The organism is Mitsuokella sp. UBA4253, from assembly GCF_002395285.1.
In the GTDB taxonomy this organism is placed as follows: Bacteria; Bacillota; Negativicutes; order Selenomonadales; family Selenomonadaceae; genus Mitsuokella; species Mitsuokella jalaludinii.
On sequence record NZ_DGWR01000017.1, the window covers coordinates 84041 to 105476 of the forward strand.

Annotated in this window: 20 protein-coding genes; 16 read left to right on the top strand and 4 right to left on the bottom strand. The window is 61.6% G+C overall.

The features are described 5' to 3' along the window. Positions 1-82 precede the first annotated feature (82 nt). From speD to nspC, 6 genes are all read left to right on the top strand, one after another. Positions 83-874, top strand: coding sequence for an adenosylmethionine decarboxylase (speD, locus tag B2X55_RS10305; RefSeq protein ID WP_286822050.1), 792 nt, complete (start codon positions 83-85; stop codon positions 872-874). A 48-nt stretch (positions 875-922) separates the two neighbouring features. Next, on the top strand, positions 923-2374 hold the full coding sequence (locus B2X55_RS10310; RefSeq protein WP_286822052.1) for an aminotransferase class I/II-fold pyridoxal phosphate-dependent enzyme: 1452 nt from the start codon (positions 923-925) through the stop codon (positions 2372-2374). A 71-nt stretch (positions 2375-2445) separates the two neighbouring features. Continuing rightward, a complete protein-coding gene (speE, locus tag B2X55_RS10315) occupies positions 2446-3306 on the top strand; it encodes a polyamine aminopropyltransferase (protein ID WP_286822054.1) in 861 nt (286 codons plus the stop codon). Continuing rightward, positions 3287-4165: an agmatinase gene (speB, locus tag B2X55_RS10320; protein WP_286822055.1), complete on the top strand. Its 879-nt coding sequence runs from the start codon at positions 3287-3289 to the stop codon at positions 4163-4165. Before speE ends, speB begins: the two co-directional genes overlap by 20 nt. Before the next feature lie 44 nt (positions 4166-4209). Next, positions 4210-5412 (top strand): saccharopine dehydrogenase family protein, encoded by a 1203-nt coding sequence (locus B2X55_RS10325; protein WP_286822056.1) that lies wholly within the window; start codon positions 4210-4212, stop codon positions 5410-5412. Then, positions 5412-6551 (top strand): carboxynorspermidine decarboxylase, encoded by a 1140-nt coding sequence (gene nspC / locus B2X55_RS10330; protein ID WP_286822057.1) that lies wholly within the window; start codon positions 5412-5414, stop codon positions 6549-6551. The genes B2X55_RS10325 and nspC overlap by 1 nt, the downstream gene beginning before the upstream one ends. An 83-nt stretch (positions 6552-6634) precedes the next feature. Here the strand turns inward: nspC and B2X55_RS10335 are convergent, their stop codons facing one another. Both B2X55_RS10335 and B2X55_RS10340 read right to left on the bottom strand, forming a co-directional pair. Then, entirely contained in the window at positions 6635-7558 is a 924-nt protein-coding gene (locus B2X55_RS10335; RefSeq protein ID WP_286822058.1) for a DMT family transporter, read from the bottom strand. 37 nt (positions 7559-7595) lie between these two features. Beyond that, positions 7596-9053, bottom strand: a complete 1458-nt coding sequence (locus tag B2X55_RS10340; RefSeq protein ID WP_286822059.1) for a hypothetical protein — start codon at positions 9051-9053, stop codon at positions 7596-7598. A 183-nt stretch (positions 9054-9236) separates the two neighbouring features. On the opposite strand from B2X55_RS10340, the gene B2X55_RS10345 reads away from it, so the two are divergent. Then, positions 9237-10667 (top strand): protein O-GlcNAcase, encoded by a 1431-nt coding sequence (locus tag B2X55_RS10345; protein ID WP_286822060.1) that lies wholly within the window; start codon positions 9237-9239, stop codon positions 10665-10667. On the opposite strand, the gene crcB is transcribed toward B2X55_RS10345, so the two are convergent. Further along, a complete protein-coding gene (crcB, locus tag B2X55_RS10350) occupies positions 10664-11062 on the bottom strand; it encodes a fluoride efflux transporter CrcB (protein ID WP_286822061.1) in 399 nt (132 codons plus the stop codon). The two genes, B2X55_RS10345 and crcB, sit on opposite strands and share 4 nt — an antisense overlap. Positions 11063-11238: 176 nt before the next feature. On the opposite strand from crcB, the gene B2X55_RS10355 reads away from it, so the two are divergent. The 3 genes from B2X55_RS10355 (at position 11239) to B2X55_RS10365 (ending at position 14859) form a co-directional block, all read left to right on the top strand. Then, positions 11239-11991 carry a 3'-5' exonuclease gene (locus tag B2X55_RS10355; protein ID WP_051652166.1) on the top strand — a complete coding sequence of 251 codons (753 nt, stop codon included), beginning with the start codon at positions 11239-11241 and terminating at the stop codon, positions 11989-11991. A gap of 394 nt (positions 11992-12385) precedes the next feature. Beyond that, a complete protein-coding gene (locus tag B2X55_RS10360; protein WP_036374875.1) occupies positions 12386-13324 on the top strand; it encodes a LysR family transcriptional regulator in 939 nt (312 codons plus the stop codon). Between the two features lie 296 nt (positions 13325-13620). Further along, positions 13621-14859 carry an MFS transporter gene (locus B2X55_RS10365; protein ID WP_286822062.1) on the top strand — a complete coding sequence of 413 codons (1239 nt, stop codon included), beginning with the start codon at positions 13621-13623 and terminating at the stop codon, positions 14857-14859. Positions 14860-15020: 161 nt separating this feature from the next. On the opposite strand, the gene B2X55_RS10370 is transcribed toward B2X55_RS10365, so the two are convergent. After that, a complete protein-coding gene (locus B2X55_RS10370) occupies positions 15021-16787 on the bottom strand; it encodes an Rqc2 family fibronectin-binding protein (RefSeq protein WP_286822063.1) in 1767 nt (588 codons plus the stop codon). 148 nt (positions 16788-16935) lie between these two features. Here B2X55_RS10370 and dapF point away from each other — a divergent pair, with 148 nt between their 5' ends. Genes dapF through coaBC form a run of 6 tightly spaced genes read left to right on the top strand, consistent with a single transcriptional unit; the run spans position 16936 to position 21112 of the window. Next, on the top strand, positions 16936-17772 hold the full coding sequence (gene dapF, locus B2X55_RS10375; protein WP_286822064.1) for a diaminopimelate epimerase: 837 nt from the start codon (positions 16936-16938) through the stop codon (positions 17770-17772). Between the two features lie 13 nt (positions 17773-17785). Beyond that, entirely contained in the window at positions 17786-18664 is an 879-nt protein-coding gene (locus B2X55_RS10380) for a YicC/YloC family endoribonuclease (RefSeq protein ID WP_286822065.1), read from the top strand. Positions 18665-18700: 36 nt separating this feature from the next. Next, on the top strand, positions 18701-19018 hold the full coding sequence (gene remA, locus B2X55_RS10385; protein WP_286822066.1) for an extracellular matrix/biofilm regulator RemA: 318 nt from the start codon (positions 18701-18703) through the stop codon (positions 19016-19018). Then, complete coding sequence (gmk, locus tag B2X55_RS10390; RefSeq protein WP_036374861.1) at positions 19015-19617, top strand: guanylate kinase; 603 nt, start codon at positions 19015-19017, stop codon at positions 19615-19617. The genes remA and gmk overlap by 4 nt, the downstream gene beginning before the upstream one ends. Further along, complete coding sequence (rpoZ, locus tag B2X55_RS10395; protein ID WP_036374858.1) at positions 19614-19844, top strand: DNA-directed RNA polymerase subunit omega; 231 nt, start codon at positions 19614-19616, stop codon at positions 19842-19844. Before gmk ends, rpoZ begins: the two co-directional genes overlap by 4 nt. A gap of 29 nt (positions 19845-19873) precedes the next feature. Then, on the top strand, positions 19874-21112 hold the full coding sequence (gene coaBC, locus B2X55_RS10400; RefSeq protein ID WP_286822068.1) for a bifunctional phosphopantothenoylcysteine decarboxylase/phosphopantothenate--cysteine ligase CoaBC: 1239 nt from the start codon (positions 19874-19876) through the stop codon (positions 21110-21112). The last annotated feature ends 324 nt before the right edge of the window (positions 21113-21436 follow it).

Here is a 21436-nt window from a genome sequence, read left to right on the forward strand (position 1 = left end):
TGCTACAATAAAGCTAACGATAGCAGACAGGCCACGGCTTCTGGAGCCGTGGCCTTTTTGGTGAAAGGCAGGGGTTTGTGGATTGGAGGAAAAGCTGAAGCTGTACGGCTTCAATAACCTGACGAAGGCATTGAGCTTCAACATCTATGATATCTGTTATGCGAAGTCGGCGCGGGAGCAGCAGGACTACATCAAGTACATCGACGAGCAGTACAACTCGGAGCGCTTGACGAACATCCTGTCGACGGTTACGGAGATGATTGGGGCGCGCATCCTCAACATCGCGAAGCAGGATTACGACCCGCAGGGCGCAAGCGTGACGATGTTGATCGCGGAAGAAGACGCGGTGACATCGGGACGCAAGAAGCCGGTCGAGTCGGCCATCCTTGGCGACACGATCCTCGCGCATCTCGACAAGAGCCATGTGACGGTGCACACGTATCCGGAGTTCCACCCGGGCACGAGCATCGCGACGTTCCGCGTCGACATTGATGTCGCGACGTGCGGCGAGATCACGCCCTTGAAGACGCTCGACTACATGATCGCACAGTTCGACTCGGATATCATCACGATGGACTACCGCGTGCGCGGCTTCACGCGCGACCTCGACGGCCGCAAGCTCTTCATGGACTCGAAGATGCGGTCCATCCAGGAGTTCATCGCCAAGGAGACGCTCGACCGCTACGATGCCGTCGACATCAACCTCTATCAGGCGAATCTCTACCACACGCGCATGCTCATCAAGGAGCCGCAGCTGCAGAACTACCTCTTCAATACGGACATCTACGAGATCCCGCCGAAGGACCGCCTGGCCATCAGCAACAGCCTGCGCCGCGAGATGATCGAGATCTACAGTGGGCGCAACCTCTACTGAGGTGACGTGCTCTGTGCATATACTACACACGATAAGGAAGTGAAGGAAATGGGAGGATATCTGACTCAGGACCGCGCGCCAATCCTCGAGGCGCTCGAGCGCATGAAGCGCGCGCGCCTCGTGCCGTTTGATGTGCCGGGCCACAAGCGCGGCCGCGGCAATCCGGAGCTTCGGGACTTCCTCGGGGAGAAGTGCCTCGACGTCGATGTCAACTCGATGAAGATGCTTGACAATCTCTGCCATCCCGTCTCGGTCATCCGCGATGCGGAGAAGCTCGCAGCGGAGGCCTTTGGCGCGGCACATGCGTTCTTCATGGTCGGCGGCACGACGTCGGCCGTGCAGGCGATGGTGCTGACGGCCGTCGGCCGCGGCGACAAGATCATCATGCCGCGCAATGTGCACCGCAGCGCCATCAACGCGCTGATCCTCTGCGGCGCAGTGCCGGTCTACGTCAACCCGCAGATGGACCACACGCTCGGCATCTCGCTCGGCATGCGTGTCGAGGAAGTCAAGGACGCCATCAGGCGCCATCCCGACGCGAAGGCCGTGCTCGTCAACAATCCGACGTACTACGGCATCTGCTCGAACTTGCGCGAGATCGTTCGCCTCGCACACGAGCACGGCATGATGGTGCTCGCCGACGAGGCGCACGGCACGCATTTCTACTTCAACGACAAGCTGCCCGTCTCGGCCATGGCGGCGGGCGCCGACATGGCGTCGATCAGCATGCACAAGTCGGGCGGCTCGCTGACGCAGAGCTCGATGCTGCTCTGCGGCCCCGCTGTCAATGCGGGCTACGTGCATCAGGTCATCAACATCACGCAGACGACCTCAGGCTCCTACCTCCTGCTCTCGAGCCTCGACATCAGCCGCCGCAACCTCGCCTTGCATGGCCAGGAGATCTTCGACAAGGTCATCCGTCTTGTCGAGTACGCGCGCGACGAGATCAACGCCATCGGCGACTACTACGCCTACAGCCGCGAGCTCGTGAACGGCGACTCCGTCTACGACTTCGACACGACGAAACTCTCCATCTTCACGCGGCCGACGGGCCTCGCGGGCATCGAGGTCTACGACCTGCTGCGCGACGAGTACGACATCCAGACGGAGTTCGGCGACATCGCGAACCTCCTGGCCTACGTCTCAGTCGGCGACCGCCCGAAGGACATCGAGCGCCTCGTCGCGGCGCTCGCGGAGATCCGCCGCAACTACCGCAAGGATTCCTCGAAGATGCTCAAGGCCGAGTACATCGAGCCGGAGGTCGTCTACGGTCCGCAGGAGGCATTCTACGCCGAGAAGGAGTCGCTGCCCATCGAGTCGACAGCGGGCCGCGTCTGCAGTGAGTTCGTCATGTGCTACCCGCCGGGTATCCCGATTCTCGCGCCGGGCGAGCGCATCACGGACGAGATCCTGACCTACATCCGCTACGCGCGCAAGAAGGGCTGCCAGATGACGGGCCCTGAAGACATGACGCTCGCGCGGCTCAATGTCGTGAAATGACAAGACAACAAGATACGATATCGGCCTGATATGGCCGTAGGATATGATATACAAGGGGGGATCTTGATTCTATGGAACTCTGGTTTACCGAACACCACACGCCAAAAGTCCGTCTGTCCATCAAGGTGGACCGCCAGCTCTACTCGGGCCGCAGCGAATTCCAGCGCATCGACATCTTCGATTCGAAGGAGTTCGGCCGCTTCCTGACGCTCGACGGCTACATGATGCTGACGGAGATGGATGAGTTCATCTACCACGAGATGATTACGCACGTGCCGATGTGCGTCAACCCGGATGCGCACGACATCCTCGTCATCGGCGGCGGCGACGGCGGCACGGTGCGCGAGCTCCTGCGCTACCCGACGGTGCGCCACATCGACCTCGTCGAGATCGATGAGCTCGTCGTCGAGGTCTGCAAGAAGTACCTGCCGCAGACGGCGGGATGCCTTTCTGACCCGCGCATCTCCATCCACTACGAAGACGGCCTCAAGTACGTGCGCCACGCGGAAAATGCCTACGACCTCATTATCGTCGATTCGACGGACCCGTTCGGGCCGGGCGAGGGGCTCTTCACGAAGGAGTTCTACGGCAACTGCTACAAGGCGCTGCGCGAGGACGGCATCATGGTCAACCAGCACGAGAGCCCGTTCTACCAGCAGGACGCCTACGCGATGCAGCGCGCCCACAAGCGCATCGTCGATTCCTTCCCAATCAGCCGCGTCTATCAGGCGCACATCCCGACGTACCCGTCAGGCCACTGGCTCTTCGGCTTTGCCTCAAAGAAGCGCCATCCCGTCAAGGACGTCAACTGGGTGCGCTGGAACGCCCTCGGGCTCAAGACACGCTACTACAACACGCAGCTGCACGCGGGCGCCTTTGCCCTGCCGAATTATGTGGAGGAGATGCTAAGAGATGTTGAACCGGAATCGTAATGTCGAGATGTTCCTCGGCTGTGAAAGCACCTACGAGGAGAGCCGCATCGTGCTCTACGGCGCGCCGTTTGACTCGACGACGTCGTACCGCCCGGGCACGCGCTTCGCGAGCCGCACGATGCGCGCGGAGTCGTACGGCCTCGAGACGTACAGCCCGTACCAGGACCTCGACCTCGAGGACGCGAAGGTATTTGACGGCGGCGACCTCGAGCTCTGCTTCGGCGACACGGAGATGGCGCTCGGCGACATCGAGGCGTGTGCGCGCGATATCGTCGCGGACGGCAAGCTGCCGTTCCTCATCGGCGGCGAGCACCTCGTGACACTGCCGGCCTTCTGCGCCGTGCAGGCAAAGTACCCGGATGTCGCCGTCATCCACTTTGACGCGCACACGGACCTGCGCGAGGAGTACCTCGGTAACCGCCTCTCGCACGCGACAGTCATCCGCCGCATCTGGGAGATCATCGGCGACGGCCGCATCTTCCAGTTCGGCATCCGCAGCGGCGAGCGCGCGGAGTGGTACTGGTCGGCCGAGGGCCACACGAAGATCCAGAAGTTCAGCTTCGCGGGCCTCGACGAGGCGATTGAGTCGCTGGCGGGCCGCCCGGTCTACCTGACCATCGACCTCGATGTGCTCGACCCCTCGTGCTTCCCCGGCACGGGGACGCCGGAGGCGGGCGGCGTGCGCTTCACGGACCTCTTGTCCGCCGCGCTGCGCACCATCCGCGGCTGCCGCATCGTCGGCTGTGACATGGTCGAGCTCTCACCGCCTCTTGACCCGAGCGGTGCCTCGACGGCCACGGCCCTCAAGCTCCTGCGCGAGATGCTGCTCGCGCTCGAGAAGCCCTACATCCAGAAATGAAATCGTTCTATATTCCATCATTCCATACTTCAGGAGGTATTACCATGGGAAAAGCTTTGATCATCGGCTGCGGCGGCGTCGCGAGTGTCGCCATCCACAAGTGCTGCCAGAACTCGGACGAATTCAGTGAGATCATGATTGCCTCGCGCACGAAGTCGAAGTGCGACGCGCTCAAGGAGAAGCTCGAGGGCACGACGAAGACGAAGATCCGCACGGCGCAGGTCGATGCCGACAATGTCGATGCGCTCATCGCTCTGATCGAGGACTTCCAGCCGGACGTCGTGCTGAACCTCGCGCTGCCGTACCAGGACCTGCACATCATGGATGCCTGCCTCGCGACGAAGACGAACTACGTCGACACGGCCAACTACGAGCCGGAGGACACGGCGAAGTTCGAGTACAAGTGGCAGTGGGCCTACCGCGAGCGCTACGAGAAGGCCGGCATCACGGCGCTCCTCGGCTCCGGCTTCGACCCGGGCGTCACGGGCGTCTTTGCCGCCTATGCGCTCAAGCACCACTTCGACGAGATCAACTACATCGACATCCTCGACTGCAACGCCGGCGACCACGGCTATCCGTTCGCGACGAACTTCAACCCTGAGATCAACATCCGCGAAGTCTCGGCCAACGGCAGCTACTGGGAGGACGGCCACTGGGTCGAGACGAAGCCGATGGAGATCAAGCGCGTCTACAACTTCCCGGAAGTCGGCCCGAAGGACATGTACCTTCTGCACCACGAGGAGCTCGAGAGCCTCGGCCTCAACATTCCGGGCATCAAGCGCATCCGCTTCTTCATGACGTTCGGCCAGAGCTACCTCACGCACCTCAAGTGCCTCGAAAATGTCGGCATGACGTCCATCGAGCCGATCGAGTTCGAGGGCAAGAAGATCGTGCCGCTGCAGTTCCTCAAGGCTGTGCTGCCGGACCCGGCAAGCCTCGGCCCGCGCACGAAGGGCAAGACGAACATCGGCTGCATCTTCCGCGGCAAGAAGGACGGCAAGGACAAGACGTACTACCTCTACAACGTCTGTGACCATCAGGAGTGCTACAAGGAAGTCGGCTCGCAGGCCGTCTCCTACACGACGGGCGTGCCGGCCATGATCGGCGCGATGCTCATCATGAACGGCACCTGGAAGGGCCCAGGCGTCAAGAACATCGAGGAGTTCGACCCGGATCCGTTCATGGATGCCCTCAACAAGTGGGGCCTGCCGTGGAAAGAGAGCTTTGATCCGGAGCTCGTCGACTGATGGGGAGCTTGACATACCGCAAGGAGTTCTTCGAGGTGATGACGCCCTCGTATGTCATCGCGAAGGACCTCTTGGAGCACAACCTGCGCATCCTGCACGAGGTGGAGGAGAGCACGGGCGCGCATGTGCTGCTCGCCCAGAAGTGCTTCTCCATGTACCACTACTACCCGCTGATCGCTCAGTACCTCTCGGGCACGACGGCCAGCGGCCTCTACGAGGCCAAGCTCGGCCATGAGGAGATGGGCAAAGAGAACCATGTCTTTTCGCCCGCCTACAAGGAGTCGGAATTTGCGGAGCTCACCAAGATCTGTGACCACATCATCTTCAACTCCTTTGCCCAGTGGAAGAAGTTCGGCCCGGAGGCACTCGCAGTCGGCGTCTCGTGCGGCCTGCGCATCAACCCCGAGCGTTCGACGCAGGACCACGCCATCTACGATCCGTGCGCGGAGGGCTCGCGCCTCGGCGTGCGCCTGCGCGACTTTGATGAGAGCGCCATCGGGGGCCTTGAGGGCCTGCACTTCCACACGCTCTGCGAGCAGGGCGCCGATGCGCTCGCCGTCACGCTCGAAGCGGTCGAGGCGAAATTCGGCAAGTACCTGCCGCAGATGAAGTGGATCAACTTCGGCGGCGGCCACCACATCACGAAGGCAGGCTACGACATCGCCCTCTTGAAGAAGTGCATCCGCCGCATGCAGGAAAAGTACGGCCTGACGGTCTACGTCGAGCCCGGCGAGGCCGTCGCGCTCAACGCGGGCTTCCTCGTCGCCGAGGTGCTCGACATCCAGCAGGAGAACGCCATCGCCATCCTCGACACATCGGCTGCCTGCCACATGCCCGACGTCATCGAGATGCCGTACCGTCCGCCCGTCCTCGGCAGCGGCGAGCCGGGGGAGAAGGCCCACACCTACACCTTCGCCGGCCCGACCTGCCTCGCCGGCGACACGATCGGCACATACTCCTTCGACGAGCCCCTCGCCGTCGGCGACCGCATCGTCTTTTGTGACATGGCCATCTACACCATGGTCAAGAACAACACCTTCAACGGCATGCCCCTGCCCGCCATCATCGCCAGCGACGAGGACGGCAGCTGGCAGCCCGTCCGCCAGTTCGGCTACGAAGACTTCAAGATGAGGCTCTGAGAAGCTGAGCATCGATACAGAATCAAAAAGCGTCTCTGCTGCATGATGCAGCATGAGACGCTTTCTTTTTGCGCGTATTTTGCTTATTTCCGCGTCAAGAGGATGACGGCGGCCAGGATGCTCAGGGCACCGAGGAGGTCGAAGGGGGTGAAGGCGATGTGGAGCAGGGTGACGGAGAGGAGGATGGCGGCGAGGGGTTCGGCGGAGCCGAGGATGCTCGTCTCGGCGGGCTGGAGGTACTGGAGGCTGCCGAGGTAGCAAGCGAAGGCGATGACGGTGCCAAAGACGATGATGTAGGAAAAGAGCAGGGCGGCTGTCGCGTTGAAGAGACCCGTGAAGTCCCAGGGGCGCGAGACGGGCAGGAAGAGCAGGCCGCCCACGAGCATGCCCCAGCCGATGATGAGTGTCGGGCGGTACTTGCAGATCAGGCGCTTCGGCTGGACGGTGTAGAAGGCGGCGGCAAAGGCCGAGAGCAGGCCCCAGAAAAGGGCGGGCGGCGAGATGGCAAGCTGCGTCAGGCTGCCGTGCGTCACGAGCAGGAAGGTACCGAGGACGGCGAGCGCGACGCAGAGGAGTTCGCCAAAGGGCGGCAGCCTGCGCGTGCGCAGTGCTGTCCAGGCGACGATGACGACCGGCATGAGGTACTGGAGGATCGTGCCGGTTGCGGCATTGCTGAACTTGATTGTGGCGAAGTAGGTGTACTGGACGCCGAGCATGCCGAAGACGGCAAAGGCGATGGTCTCCAGGCAATCGCGCCGCTCGCGAAAGACGGTCAGGAGATTCTGGCGGTAGGCGGCGAAGTCGATGAGCAGCAGCAGTGCGCCCGAGAGGATCAGGCGCACGCCGACGAGCCATTCCGTCGAGAAGGCGCAGTCCTGCAGGATGTACTGCCCCGCGACGCCCGAGCCGCCCCAGAGGACGGCGCCTGTCAACGCGAGCGCTATGCCGCGGCGGCGCACTGTGCGCGCGGGCGGCGTGGGTGATGCAGGATTCTTGGCAGTTGGCATTTGGCTGTTCCTTTCCGTTGATAGAGGTGGGGGATGATCACTTGTCCGGCACAAAGGTGTAGAGCGGCTTCCCTTCCTTGTCGGTCAGCTTGATGGGGTTCAGGCTGAGCTTGCCGTGCTGGATGTGGAAGGCGTCTGTCGAGACAGTGAAGCCCGGCAGATTGATGACGGCATCGTAGAAGTGGAGGTCGCCGCCTGCGTCTGTCACCTTGCCGGAGAGGCTGTCAAACGGCAGCAGGCGGTAGCGCCCCGGCCCTGAGACAAAGGAGCCAGACGACACTGTGCTCTTGGCCGAGCCCTCTGAGTGGATCTCGAGGTCGAGGTCAACGCGCGTGTGCAGGCCGCTCTTGGGGAGGGCCTCCTCGGTTTGCATGGCTTCGCCATGGCCGTAGAGGTTGTAGAAGCGCGTGTCGAGGTCGTAGTCGCCGCGGGCCGTGAGCTTGCCCTTGTAGACGTCGGCCGTGACGTCGGTGAACTGTAGCAGGGAGTTCTCGTAGTAGACCTTGCCTTCGACATTTGCGAAGTCGAGGCCCGGGATGTGGAGCTCGTCCATCTCGACCTTGCCCGTGCCAATAGGGTGGGAGACGGGACCCGTGAAGTACGTCGAGAGCGTCATCTTGTCGTGGATGTTCATCCCGAAGCCGAGCGAGGACGGGTCGACCTGGTAGAGCACGAGGGCCATGTTGCACGCCGGCTCTGGCGCTTCGGTGAAGTCAACCGTGCCGTTGAGGGCGATGGCATCGCCGATCATCGTGCCGCCGAAGCCGCCAATCGACATGTCGAGGCTCATCTGCTTTGCGGTGTCGAGGTCGACGGCCATCTGCACGTGGCTCATGACGTAGTGGCGCTCGCGGTAGAAGACCTCGACGCCGCCGTCGTGGACGTTCAGGCGCAGTTTCAGATGCTTGCCCGCCGCGTTGAAGTTGTGCCAGTCGCGCTGGACTTTCTGCTGGTGGTGCTTGCGGCGCCACTGGCCGACCTCGCGGCGCTCGCGCGCGTCGAGCGTCGCGAGGTTGACCTTCTCGCGCCAGTCCTCAGACTCCTTCTTGAGGTGGTCCATGTCGGGCGAGGGGCGCACGAAGTCGACCTTCATGTCGTCGGAGAGGTGGACGGATACGGAGGGCTGATTGACGGTGAGCTCGCGTATCGTCGTCGACTTGAAGTCGCGCGTTAGGACGTCCCAGACGTTGACGCGGAAGTCGCCGCTCGGGATCTCGAGGATGGGATTGCCCTCGCGGTCCTTCCACTCGAGGCCTGTGAAGTAGACGTGGCCCGTGATGTCGGAGATCAGCCGCTCGACCGTGATCGTGCCGCGCAGCATGTCCTGGTTTGCCATCGCGTAGTTGAAGATCTGCGCTGCGCCGCGGCTGATGATCTCGAGTGCGAGGAGGATGAGGAGGCAGACGACGAGCAGAGCGAGCCCCAGGCGCTTCAGGCATTTCTTGCCGAACGCGCGTCGCCCCTCACTGCAGGACGGCAGATGAAACCATGACATGGGCGCTCCCTCCTTTCTGTTTTGTTCTCTTGCATTTTTTCATCTTTTTATTGTATCATGGACGCATCGCTTTTAGAAGACAGGAGCAGAAAAGCGCGGAGAATCTGTGAAAATTTTCTGCTGATGAGATACTTTCTCGCCGTAATGTGATATGATATAGATAACAGAAAGGAAGATGTTTGGATGCGATTTCGACAAGTGAGAAAGATGGCGGTGTGCCTTGGTGTGTCCGGTGCCATCCTGGCGGGCGGCGTGACGATGCAGCCTGTCTCGGCGTCACCCGTGCCTCTGCGCGGTGTCATCGAGGGCTTCTACGGCACGCCGTGGCAGCAGGAAGAGCGGCTCGACATTCTCGCGTTCTGCCGGGCTGAGGGCTTCAACGCCTATCTCTACGCGCCGAAGGATGACCCGTACCACCGCGAGAAATGGCGCGAACCTTACCCGGAGGACAAACTCCGGGAACTCGGCGCGCTCGTGAAGGCGGCCAAGGCACAGGACGTGCGCTTCATCTTTGCCGTCTCGCCGGGGCTCGATGTCTCGCTGCACGGTTACAAGGGCTATGTCGACCGCCAGAAGATGCTCGCCAAGCTCGAAGTGCTCTACCGCCTCGGCGTGCGCGACTTCGCCGTCTTCTTTGACGATATCAAGGACAAGGACGGCGCGGGCCAGGCGTCTTTCCTCAACGATGTCTCGCGCGATCTGCGGAGGCGCCACGCGGACATCGGCGCCTTCCTGACGGTGCCGACGGAGTACTTCTACGCAGACATGCAGGAAGGCGGCGTGCGCAAGCCCTACACGGATGCGTTCGCCGAGGGGCTTTCGCACGACGTCCTGGTGCTCTACACGGGTGACGGCGTGGCGAAGGGGCCGCTGACGGATGAGGCGCTCGCGAAAGCTGATGCGCTCTACGGGCGGGCGCTTGGTCTCTGGTGGAATTACCCCGTCAACGACTACATGGAGACAAAGCTCGCGCTCGGCCCTGTAGATCCCCTGCCGAAGGGGAATCTGCCCGCCATCTTCTTCAACCCGATGAAGGTCGAGGCCCTGTCGAAAATCGCCTTGGCGACGGGGGCTGACTACGCCGAAGACCCCGAGCACTACGATCCCGAGAAGTCGTGGCAGGAGGCCATCAAGCGCCAGTACGGGCCGCTCGCAAAGGACATGGCGCTCTTTGCCGCGGGCTCGCGCCACCTCGAGAATGACTGGACATCAATTGGCCTCGCGGATGACCCGGATTTTGCCGCAACGGCTGAGCGCCTGCTGGAGAGCTGGCCGGATGGGGCAGGGGCCAAGGAAGCGCATGCGGCGCTTCTCGCCATGGCCGACGCGCGCGCCAAGGCTGCAGGGCGCCTCTTGAAGGAGCTGCCGCCCGAGCAGCTCAAGGCGTGCCGGCCGCAGCTTGAGCAGACGGTTCGCCTGGCTTCGGCCAGCAGGACGGCTCTCATGCTCCTTCAGGTACAGCAGGCCGTCGCGAAAGATGGCGGCCGGCACGAAAGAAGCCTCCGCGACAAGCTACAGCGAGAGCTTACGGCCATCGATCAGCATGAAGCAGAGGCAGAGGTCAGCGAGAAGGCGATGGGCGCCTTCGTCCGGAATGTGGCCAGGAGGCGTTAGAGCGCGCTGAGCGCTCTGGTCGCGCCGAGGCCCAGGAACGTCGCAAGGAAGCAAAGGCCGAGATTGGCGGCGATGTTCATGGCGGCGTAGAAGAGGCTGCCGCCCTCGATGAGCGTGACCGTCTCGAGGCTGAACGATGAGAAGGTCGTGAAGCCGCCGAGGAAGCCGACGGTCAGGAGCAGCCGGGCGGGCTCTGCGAGCGTGAAGCCGGTCTTTTCCATCAGAAAGACGAGCGAGCCCATGATGAAGCCCATGAGCAGGCTGCCAAGCGTGTTGACGAACAGCGTGCCGAACGGGAAGTACGTGCCGAAGAGCGCCCCGATGTGCGTGGTGCTGAAGTAGCGGCAGGCGGCGCCAAGACCGCCGCCGATGAAGACGAGTAGAAGACTTTGCATAATATCCTCCTTTTTTTGTTGTCAGCGCAAGCTGTAGGCTCATTATACGCCGGACCGTCTTTCCGTGCAATGGGCAGACAAGGCGATGACGAAAGATAGCGGCCATTATGCACCGATATCGCAGATGCTGCCGTGCGCCTCCTGGCGCGGGCAGGCGAGTAGAACAGGAGAGTATCATGCGGAGTAAGGAACAGGAAAACAAGCGCCGCCAGAGACGGCGCAAGAAACAGCTCGAGCGGGCCATCCACGCGCAGTCCGTCAGCCTCGAGGGGCTCGCGGAGCTCCATCCGAGGGGCGTCGTCTCGTTCGACCTCGAGATGGCCGGGGCGTTCCCCGACGACATCATCGAGATCGGGGCCATCCGCATGCCAATCGCCTCGGACAAGATCGAAGTCTTCCGCCGGCTCATTCGCCCGCGGACCTTCATCAACCGCACGGTGCGCAACATGACGGGCCTCACGAAGGAGGACCTCAGGGACAAGTCGCCGCTCGACGTCATCCTGCCGGAGTTCCTCGACTTCGTCGACCCGGAGGACCTCGTCGTCGGCCACGCCATCGGTGACAACGACATTCTGAGCATCAACCTCGCGCTCATGCGCATGAACCACAAGAACGACACGAACATCCGCTTCTGCCCGCGCTATCTCGACACCGTGCGCCTCGCACAGCAGCTTCTGCCGAAGCGTAAGAAGTACAACCTCGTCGCCCTCCTGGAGTCGTTTGGCTGGCACACGAAGAAGAAGCACCGCGCCTTCGAGGACGCGCTGGCCTCGTACGTGCTGCTCGAATGCCTGCTCAAGGACAATGAAGAGAAGCCGGACTGGCTCCCCGACCTTCTCGCGCGGGAGGGCGGCCGCTCGCTCGTCTGTCAGTACCTCGACTGCGAAGCCGAAGAAGCGGGAGAAACGGACGAAAATGAGGACGGATGAGGCGGAGATTGCGCAAAAAGCACTTGTCCAGTGCTTTCTATTGTAGGAACTCACAAATATTTTCGTGAGTTCCTACAATGGAATCGCCTTTTTTTGGACCTTGTATTCCGTTATAATAATAGATGAAGGGGGTAGGTTGGCAAGCCGAAAGGCTTTATCTTGCCGGCTCCAGTCAAGTCCATTGATTTGAACGCCAACCACAAGTCAACGTGATGGGAGCCGGCGCCCTTCGACCGAAAAGAACAGAGGCTGTCGCAGCGATGCGGCGGCCTCTTTTTCGTGGGCTGTATTGCAAAATCACATGGCCTCTGTTAGAATGGTAGTCAATCGTTTCGATAAATCGTATTTATATCGTGTCGGATGATCCTCGCGGATCGATTGGGAGGCTTTTATGATGGGAGATTTGCCAAGCATCCAGCAGCTGGAATGCTTCATTATCTACGGGCGTGTGCAGAACTTCACGCGAGCGGCCAAGGAGGCGAACATCACGCAGTCGGCCTTCAGCGCGCAGATGAAGAACCTCGAGAGCGCGCTCGGTGTCACGCTCATCCAGCGCTCGAAGCGCGGCAGCCACCTGACGGAGGCGGGGAAGGTATTCCTCGCGCGCATCACGGACTGGATGGATGGCCTGCACAAGATCGTCTACGACCTGCAGTCGGCCAATGCCGCGCAGCCCGCTGAGCTCAATGTCGGCATCCTGCGGACGCTCGGCGACATCCAGGTGAACCGCCACATCGCGCACTTCCGCCAGACCAACAAGAACCTGCGCTTCAACGTATTCGATCTCGAGACGGACCAGATCTGCCGCGCGCTGCAGGATGACCGCCTCGACGTCGCCTCGACGTACTACGTCGCCGATTCGCTGCCGGCGGGCGGCGCGGCCGAGTACGAGACGGCGCACTTCTGCTGGGATAATCTCGTCTATTACGCGCCGCTCCTGCAGCCTCGTGTTGTGCCTGTCACGCGCGAGGCGATCGCGCGCCTGCCCATCGTCATCTACCCGAAGAATTACTTCATGAACAAGACGTTCCACGCGTACTTCGCGCCCGTCCTCGAGAAGGAAACGCCCGTCATCTCGGCGCGCCTCTCGACGCCTTACGCGATGGTCTACTACTGCCAGCAGAATGGGGCGGGAGCGCTCTTGCCGGAGCGCCTGCTGCGCGCACTCGGCTGCCGCGACGGCTGGTACGAGCTCGCGCAGCCGCTGCGCGTCGACGCCTGCCTCATCTACAAGAAGAACAGCCCCAAGATCGACCTGATCCGCGACTACGTCAGCCACGTCTTGCAGAGCTTTGATGAGGGGCAGGACTCTATTCATCGCGAGAAGCGATGAGCACGGCTCCCGCGCAAAAGCAGAAGAAACAGGAAGTTTTTTAGCAGCGCCTCTCCGTGACTCATCCTAAAAACGCGAAAACATCCAGATGGGGCGGACGCTGTTATGCGTGCCATGCACAGGAAACGCGACTGAAGGTCATGTCGACAGAACCCGTAGAGAATGGTGCTTGTCATCTGTTTTTATGATGACAAGCATCTTTTTTATGCGCTACACAAAATCAAGGCGACCCCGTATAATCAATAACTGTCATACATTTGATTTATTCTTTGTGAGAAAGGTCGTTGATTTTATTTATGTCTTCCAAACCACGGTTATGGACGAAAGGGTTCATCCTTGATACGCTTGTCAATTTCCTGATTTACATCATCTACTATATGCTGATGGTCATCATCGCATCGGAGGCCATCCACTCGCTGAATGCCTCGATGAGTGAGGCTGGCCTCGCTTCCGGCATCTTCATCCTCGGCACGCTCGTCGCGCGCCTCTTCGCGGGCCGCTCGGTCGAGCTCTACGGCCGCAGGAAGATGCTGTTCGCCGGTATCATCTTCTACCTCGCGACGACGTTCATGTACTTCGGCATCCACTCGATGGCCATGCTCTTCCTCGTCCGCTGCCTCAACGGTATCGGCTACGGCATCGCTTCGACGGCGACGAGCACGATTGTCTCGACGATGATTCCGGCAGAGCGCCGCGGTGAGGGCATCAACTACTATGCGCTCTCGATGAGCCTCGCAGCTGCGATCGGCCCCTTCATCGGCATGCTCATGCAGCAGATCTTCCCGTTCGAGGACATCATCTACTTCTGCATCGCCATGATCGTCGTCTGCCTCGGCGCTGCAGCTGTCATGCACGTCGATGAGATGGAGCTCACGGAAGAGCACCGCGCCGCACTCAAGGAGATCCACATCGCGAACTTCCTCGAGCCGAAAGTCACGGCCATCTCGATTGTCGCCTTCTGCGTCGCCGTCTGCTACTCGAGCGTCCTGAGCTTCCTCGCCTCGTATGCAGGTGAGCTCCAGCTCATGACGGCTGGCACGCTGTTCTTCGTCGTCTACGCACTCGCCGTCACGGTTGCCCGCCCGGTTGCCGGTGTCATGTTCGACCGCAAGGGTGAGGACTTCGTCATGTACCCGACGTATGCCTGCCTGGCCATCGGCCTGCTGCTCCTCTCCATCACGACGCAGAGCTGGATGATGCTCGTAGCCGGCGTCTTCGTCGGCCTCGGCTACGGCACGTTCATGTCGAATGGTCAGGCCATCTGCGTCAAGCTCGTCAAGGAAGTCCGCATCGGCGTTGCCGTCTCGACGTACTTCATCGCCCTTGACCTTGGCCTCGGCGTCGGCCCGTACATGCTCGGCGCCTTCAAGGAATCCCTCGGCTTCCAGGGCATCTACTTTGTTGTCGGCCTCGGCGCCGTCGGCTGCGCTGCCCTCTACTACCTGCTCTACGCTCGCCGCCGCGATGCGCGCCGCGCTGCTGCAGAAGGCGAGATGACGGAAGAAGAGCTCGAGGCAGAGCTCGAAGAAGCTTGAGCCAGACAGCAGTTCCCTCTCACAATACGATATAGATTCCCGATTTTCAGACTGCGCTTCCCCCGCGATCTGAATCCCCATAAAAATACCGGCCGCATGGAGTTCCCCTCCTGTGCGGCCGGTATTCTTATATCCTGCAGGAACGTGATCGCGGAGAAGGCTCAGCTCGGGTCCTGCGCGAGGACCTTGGCGAGCTTCGCCTCGTCGGGCGTGATGTAGAGCGTCCTCTGGTTCGTGAAGATGACGAAGCCGGGCTTGCTGCCGGACGGCTTCTTGACGTAGCGGATCTCCGTGTAGTCGACGGGGATCTTCGAGGAGCCGCGCGCCTTGCTGAAGTGCGCGGCGAGGCTCGCGGCGAGCAGGATGTCCTCTTCGCTCGGCTCTGTGCCGCCATTCTGCAGGACGACGTGAGAGCCAGGGATGTCCTTCGTGTGGAGCCAGGTGTCGTTGAAGCGCGCCGTCTTGAACGTCAGCTTGTCGTTCTGGTAGTTGTTCTTGCCGACGAGGATTTCTGTGCCGTCTGGCGCCTGGAAGTGGAAGGGGCGGGCGGGCTTGTCGTTGTTCTTCTTCTTGGGCTTCTCGCGCAGGTAGCCCGCGGCGATGAGCTCGTTGTGGATCTCGGCGATCTCCGCGAGATTCGAGGAGGCGAGCAGCGACGCCTCGATGCTCTCGAGGTAGGCGATATTTGCCTCGCACTCGCGGCGCTGGACCTGTAGCAGTTCCTGTGCGCGCTTGAGCTTGTCGTACTTCTTGTAGCAGGCCTGCATGTTCTCGACGAGCGTCAGGCGCTGGTCGAGCGGGATCGTGATGGTTTCGCCCGTCTCACTGTAGATGTTCGGCACGGTCACGCTCGCGTCCTCGCGGTCCTTGAACTGGTACTGGTACGTCATGAGGTTGTCGCCGCGCACCTTGAATTCCTCCGCGTTCTCCGCCGCCGCGATCTCCTCATCGAGCTTCGTGAGCTTGTTCTCGGCACGGTTCTTCTCATTCTTGACGAGCTTGCGGAAGCGGTCCTTGTCGGGCAGCACGTAGGAGCCGAGCAGGTTGTCGGCCTTCTCGAGCATGGCGCTGATCGTCGGGAAGGAGAGCGCGGCGGCCTCTGGCAGGTAGTGGAGTGGGAAGGCGGCCATGGCGAGCACCTTCTGGTTCTCGCCGAGCAAGAGCACGGCTTTATCGCCGTCCTCGCCGCCGTGCGCAGCCGCCTCGCGGATTTCCTCAAGGGCGCCTTTGACAGCCTGGAAGTCGGCCGCATCGAGCGCTTCGATGCGGATGGAGGGCGCGAGCCCTGCCGAGAAGCAGACTTCCTTCGCGGAGACAGGGCCGAAGCCCATGCAGGCGGCTAAGAGTGCCTTGTCAAGGCGAAGCGTTGGGTCTGCCTTCACGATGGCCATAATGGTCTCGATATCATCTGTGAAGAGGTCTTTCTTCTCCTGTCCGGGCGGCAGCTCGTAGGCCTGGCCGGGCAGGACGGTGCGCACGCGGCTGCTGTTCGCGCCGATCTTGCGCAGCGCGTCGATGATGATGCCGTTCTGCACGAGGATGATGTTGCTGTACTTGCCCATGAGCTCGAGCACGAGCGTCTTCGTCACGATGCGGCCGCCCGCGGCCAGCGAGTCGATGTCGATGAGCAGCAGGCGGTCGAGTCCGTGCTGGCGGATCTGGGCAATGCGGCCCGTCTCGATCTGCTTGCGCAGGACCATGCAGAAGACGGGCGGTTCAGGCGGGTTCTCGAGGTTCTTCTCGAGCAGGTGGGCCGACGGGTTCTGCGAGTTGATGGAGATGTGCAGCAGGAAATTCTGCCCGGGCTGGCGCACGGACAGGATGATGGATTGCTTATTGGGCTGTGTGATCTTGTCGATGCGGCCGCCCGCGAGCGCTGCGTCAAGCTCGCGCGTCAGCGGGCGCATCGAAAAGCCGTCAAGACTCATATGGATTCCTCATTCCTTCTATATAATAGTATCGGGAATATTGTACCATCTGCGCAGGGGGAACTCAAGTACAGATGTACGGAAAGGGGTTGCAAGTGGCGGCCAAAACCAGTAGAATATAAGGATAAGGTAAAAGGAGGTATTCCTCATGCATTTTTCAAAATGGCAGGGCTGTGGCAATGACTTTGTCCTGGTCGACTGCTTCAAGGAAAACGTCGATGATTTCGCTGCGTTTGCGAAGCAGGTCTGTGACCGCCACTATGGCATCGGCGGCGACGGCGTGCTCTACGTGCTGCCGTCCGATAAGGCGGACTTCCGCATGCGCATCTTCAATACAGACGGCAGTGAAGCGGAGATGTGCGGCAACGGCATCCGCTGCTTCGCGCGCTATCTCCACGACTTCGGCCTGACCGAGAAGGAAGCGTTCACGGTCGAGACGGGCGCAGGCATCCTCGTGCCGCGCCTGCAGATCGAGGCGGGCCAGGTCACAGGCGTGCGCGTCGACATGGGCGAGCCGGTGCTCGAGGGCGAGAAGATCCCCGTCAAGGGCTTCGGCATGGACCGCGTCATCGAGGAGGATATCACGGTCAAGGGGCAGGACTACAAGATGACCTGCGTCTCGATGGGCAACCCGCACTGCGTCATCTTCGTCGATGATGCCGAGGCGTTCCCAATCCACGAACTTGGTGCCTCGTTTGAGTCGCATCCGGCCTTCCCGCGCAAGACGAACACGGAATTCGTCGAGGTGCGCGACCGCCAGCACGTGCGCATGCGCGTCTGGGAGCGCGGCGCTGCTGTGACGCTCGCCTGCGGCACGGGCTCGTGCGCGACGTGCGTCGCCGGTGTGCTGACGGGCCGCACGGACCGCAAGGTCGAGGTCGAGCTCGACGGCGGCAAGCTCACGGTCGAGTGGGATGAGGCCACGAACCACGTCTTCATGACGGGCCCGGCGGAGCTCGTCTTCACGGGTGAGATCGCGTACTGACGGGGGTGAGGCTATGATCAGGAGCATGACCGGTTTCGGCTCTGCCGTCGTTGAGAATGAGGAATACAAGGTATCGGTCGAGGTCAAGGCTGTCAACCAGCGCTTCCTCGAGCTGTCCTTCCACATGGGGCGCCCGCTCTCGCCGTTCGAGGACAATTTGCGCCGCCTCGTGCGCCAGACGGCTGCGCGCGGCAAGGTCGACATCTTCGTCAACTATCTCGACAAGCGCGAGCACGCCGCCTCCATCCGCGTCGACAAGCAGCTCGCCGCCTCGTACCGCGCGGCGCTCGACGAGCTCAGCGACTTCCTGCACCTCGCGCGTCCCGACGACGTCATGCAGGTCGCCTCGTACCCCGATGTCCTGCAGGTCGAGAAGGACGAAGAGCTCGCGGGCTTCGAGCCCGTGCTGCGCGCGGCTGCCAGTGAGGCCCTGCGGAGCTTCGATGCGATGCGCCAGGCCGAGGGCGAGAACATCGGCCGCGACTTCTTCGTGCGCCTCGGCGAGCTCGAAGCGTCCGTCGAGCGTCTCAAGGCCCTCGCGCCGACGATCGTGCAGGCCTACCGCGAGCGCCTCGAGAAGACGCTCGGGGAGCTGCTCTCTGAGCAGGAGATCGACGAGACGCGCATCATCCAGGAGACGGCGCTCTACGCCGACAAGGTCAACTACACGGAGGAAGTCGTGCGGCTCGGCAGCCATTTCCAGCAGTTCCGCGCCATCCTCGCGTCGGCGGACGGTCCCATTGGCCGCAAGCTCGACTTTCTGATCCAGGAGATGAACCGCGAGACGAACACGATCGCCTCGAAGGCGAGCTCGGCCGAGGCCGCGCAGCTCGTCGTCGACATGAAGAGCGAGATTGAGAAGCTCCGCGAGCAGGTCCAGAACATCGAGTGAGACAGCTCACGATTCACGATATGGAGGAAAGGTGAAATGGATATCAGCTTAATCAACATCGGTTTTGGCAACATCATATCTGCGAGCCGCATCGTCGCGATTGTGAGCCCGGAGTCGGCGCCCATCAAGCGAATCGTCCAGGAGGCGCGCGACAATGAGCGCCTGATCGATGCGACGTATGGCCGCCGCACGCGCGCTGTCATCGTCATGGACAGCGACCACGTCGTGCTGTCCTCCGTGCAGCCGGAGACGATCACGCACCGCATCCTCGTCGAGGATGACCCGAAGGAGATGGCGAGGGCCAGCAGAGCAGAGATGAATCGGAATACTAAAGGAAAAGATGAGGTAGAATGAGCAAAGGGTTATTGATTGTGATTTCGGGGCCTTCGGGCACGGGCAAGGGAACGGTCTGCGGAGAGCTCCTCTCGAAGACGCCGGAGCTTGCCTACTCGATCTCCGCGACGACGCGCCAGCCGCGTGATGGTGAAGTCGACGGCAAGAACTACTACTTCCTGACGAAGGAGCAGTTCGAGAAGATGATCGGGGAGGGCGGCTTCCTCGAGTACGCCAATGTCTACGGCAACTACTACGGCACGCCGCTCGGCAAGATCGAGGAGCGCCGCGAGGCAGGGCAGGACATCCTGCTCGAAATCGATACGCAGGGCGCGCTGAATGTCATGAAGCGCTGCCCCGACGGGCTCTTCATCTTCCTCTTGCCGCCGTCCCTGCCGGAGCTCGAGCGCCGCATCCGCGGCCGCGGCTCGGAGACAGAGGAGTCGCTCGCGCGCCGTCTCGGCTCCGCCGAGAAGGAGATCGAGATTGGCCGCAATTACACGTTTGTCGTCATCAATGACACAGTGCGCCAGGCTGTGAAGCGCATCCAGGCCATCATGGTCGCAGAGCACTGCCGTCGTGATAAAGAAGATATGATCAATGAGGTGTTGGAACAATGAGAACGAATACTGTTGAGATGAGCATGGTCAATCCGTCCACGGATACGCTGATGAAGAAAGTCGACAGCCGCTACGGCCTCGTCGTGCTCGCCGCCAAGCGCGCACGCCAGCTCTTAGACGGCGCTGAGCTCAAGGCGACGAAGGCCCGCTCGACGAAGAACGTGACGAATGCGCTCGAGGAGATTGCCGAGGGCAAGATCTCTTACGAGCTCGATATCGACCAGTAAGATTCCTTGAGAAAACAGCAGGGGAGGAGATGCAGCCGATGGAACAGGAGAACGCAGGCGCCCTCTCGGGCAAGAAAATCGTGCTCGGTGTGACGGGCGGCATCGCCGCCTACAAGGCCGTCGAGATCGCGAGCCGCCTGAAGAAAGCCGGCGCGGAGGTCCATGTCATCATGACGCGCGGCGCCGAGAACTTCGTCACGGAGCTGACCTTCCGCGAGATCAGTGGCCAACCGGTGACGACGGACATGTGGGCCAAGGTGCCGCACTACCATGTCGAGCACATCGCGCTCGCCACGCTCGCCGACGCCGTGCTGATCGCACCTGCGACGGCCAACGTCCTTGCCAAGGCAGCGGCCGGCATCGCCGACGACATGCTGACGACGACCTTGCTCGCGACAAAGGCACCTGTCTTTGCCGCGCCGGCGATGAACACGAACATGTACGAGAATCCCGTGACGCAGCGCAACCTGCGCGACCTCGCCGCAAGGGGATATCACATCATCGAGCCAGCGAGCGGCATGCTCGCCTGCGGCGTCCGCGGCAAGGGGCGCCTGCCGGAGCCAGCCGCCATCGTAGAGGAGCTCGCTGCCTTCTTCGCCAAGGGGAAGGAGCTCGCGGGCAAGAAGGTACTCGTGACGGCCGGCGGCACCATCGAGCCGCTCGACCCCGTGCGCTACCTCGGCAACCGCTCGACGGGCCGCATGGGCTATGCCATCGCGCAGCAGGCAAAGAGCCGCGGCGCCGATGTCGTGCTGGTGTCGGCGCCAAGCGCTCTGCCCGTGCCGGAGGGCGTGCGCATCGTGCGCGTCGAGACGGCGCGGCAGATGCGCGAAGCCGTGCTCCGGAAGTTCCCGGCCACGGATGTCGTCATCAAGGCGGCCGCCGTCGCCGATTACCGGCCCAAGGTCGTAGCGGCTGACAAGATCAAGAAGCAGGACGGGGAGTTCACGCTCGTACTCGAGCGCAACCCCGACATCCTCTACGAGCTCGGCCAGAAGAAGGCGCACCAGATCCTCGTCGGCTTCGCCGCAGAGACGCAGCACGTCGAGGACTACGCCAAGGCCAAGCTCGCCAAGAAGAACCTCGACTTCATCGTCGCCAATGACGTCTCCGAGAAGGACGCGGGCTTTGGCACCGAGACAAACCGCGTCAAGATCTTCGCGCGGGACGGCCGCATGTGGGACTACCCGCTCATGAGCAAGAGCGCGATCGGCGGGATCATACTCGACCGTGTGCAGGAACAACTGAAAGACGATACGGTTGGTTGACATCGTAGCGGGGTGGGGGCGTATATTCCGGCTTCAGAAGCTCCGCTGAATGGGGCCTATGCCAGGGCTCGCTCCTATGCCACTTCGCCGCCTGCCGCGGCGTCCTGACATAGTGGACGGATGCAGGCAGATACTTAGGCCCCAGCCCTGCGGGCAGTCGCTGCGCTTCTTCCAGGCGGAACACACGCCCCCGCCCTGAGCTCGGTTTTCTGTCCGTCGCTTGAAACGGAGCGTTCCTTCTGTGCAAGACGATACCGCATCGTAACTAGGGTGGGGAATATATTTCCCCACCCTTAGGCAGTACCTTTTTACTGTCACAAATCG

Bases quoted from the DNA above. Each gene is read 5' to 3' on its own strand.
- B2X55_RS10310 (WP_286822052.1), top strand. From the start codon at position 923: ATGGGAGGATATCTGACTCAGGACCGCGCGCCAATCCTCGAGGCGCTC.
- speE (WP_286822054.1), top strand. From the start codon at position 2,446: ATGGAACTCTGGTTTACCGAACACCACACGCCAAAAGTCCGTCTGTCC.
- speB (WP_286822055.1), top strand. From the start codon at position 3,287: ATGTTGAACCGGAATCGTAATGTCGAGATGTTCCTCGGCTGTGAAAGC.
- B2X55_RS10325 (WP_286822056.1), top strand. From the start codon at position 4,210: ATGGGAAAAGCTTTGATCATCGGCTGCGGCGGCGTCGCGAGTGTCGCC.
- nspC (WP_286822057.1), top strand. From the start codon at position 5,412: ATGGGGAGCTTGACATACCGCAAGGAGTTCTTCGAGGTGATGACGCCC.
- B2X55_RS10335 (WP_286822058.1), bottom strand. From the start codon at position 7,558: ATGCCAACTGCCAAGAATCCTGCATCACCCACGCCGCCCGCGCGCACA.
- B2X55_RS10340 (WP_286822059.1), bottom strand. From the start codon at position 9,053: ATGTCATGGTTTCATCTGCCGTCCTGCAGTGAGGGGCGACGCGCGTTC.
- B2X55_RS10345 (WP_286822060.1), top strand. From the start codon at position 9,237: ATGCGATTTCGACAAGTGAGAAAGATGGCGGTGTGCCTTGGTGTGTCC.
- crcB (WP_286822061.1), bottom strand. From the start codon at position 11,062: ATGCAAAGTCTTCTACTCGTCTTCATCGGCGGCGGTCTTGGCGCCGCC.
- B2X55_RS10355 (WP_051652166.1), top strand. From the start codon at position 11,239: ATGCGGAGTAAGGAACAGGAAAACAAGCGCCGCCAGAGACGGCGCAAG.
- B2X55_RS10360 (WP_036374875.1), top strand. From the start codon at position 12,386: ATGGGAGATTTGCCAAGCATCCAGCAGCTGGAATGCTTCATTATCTAC.
- B2X55_RS10365 (WP_286822062.1), top strand. From the start codon at position 13,621: ATGTCTTCCAAACCACGGTTATGGACGAAAGGGTTCATCCTTGATACG.
- B2X55_RS10370 (WP_286822063.1), bottom strand. From the start codon at position 16,787: ATGAGTCTTGACGGCTTTTCGATGCGCCCGCTGACGCGCGAGCTTGAC.
- dapF (WP_286822064.1), top strand. From the start codon at position 16,936: ATGCATTTTTCAAAATGGCAGGGCTGTGGCAATGACTTTGTCCTGGTC.
- B2X55_RS10380 (WP_286822065.1), top strand. From the start codon at position 17,786: ATGATCAGGAGCATGACCGGTTTCGGCTCTGCCGTCGTTGAGAATGAG.
- remA (WP_286822066.1), top strand. From the start codon at position 18,701: ATGGATATCAGCTTAATCAACATCGGTTTTGGCAACATCATATCTGCG.
- gmk (WP_036374861.1), top strand. From the start codon at position 19,015: ATGAGCAAAGGGTTATTGATTGTGATTTCGGGGCCTTCGGGCACGGGC.
- rpoZ (WP_036374858.1), top strand. From the start codon at position 19,614: ATGAGAACGAATACTGTTGAGATGAGCATGGTCAATCCGTCCACGGAT.
- coaBC (WP_286822068.1), top strand. From the start codon at position 19,874: ATGCAGCCGATGGAACAGGAGAACGCAGGCGCCCTCTCGGGCAAGAAA.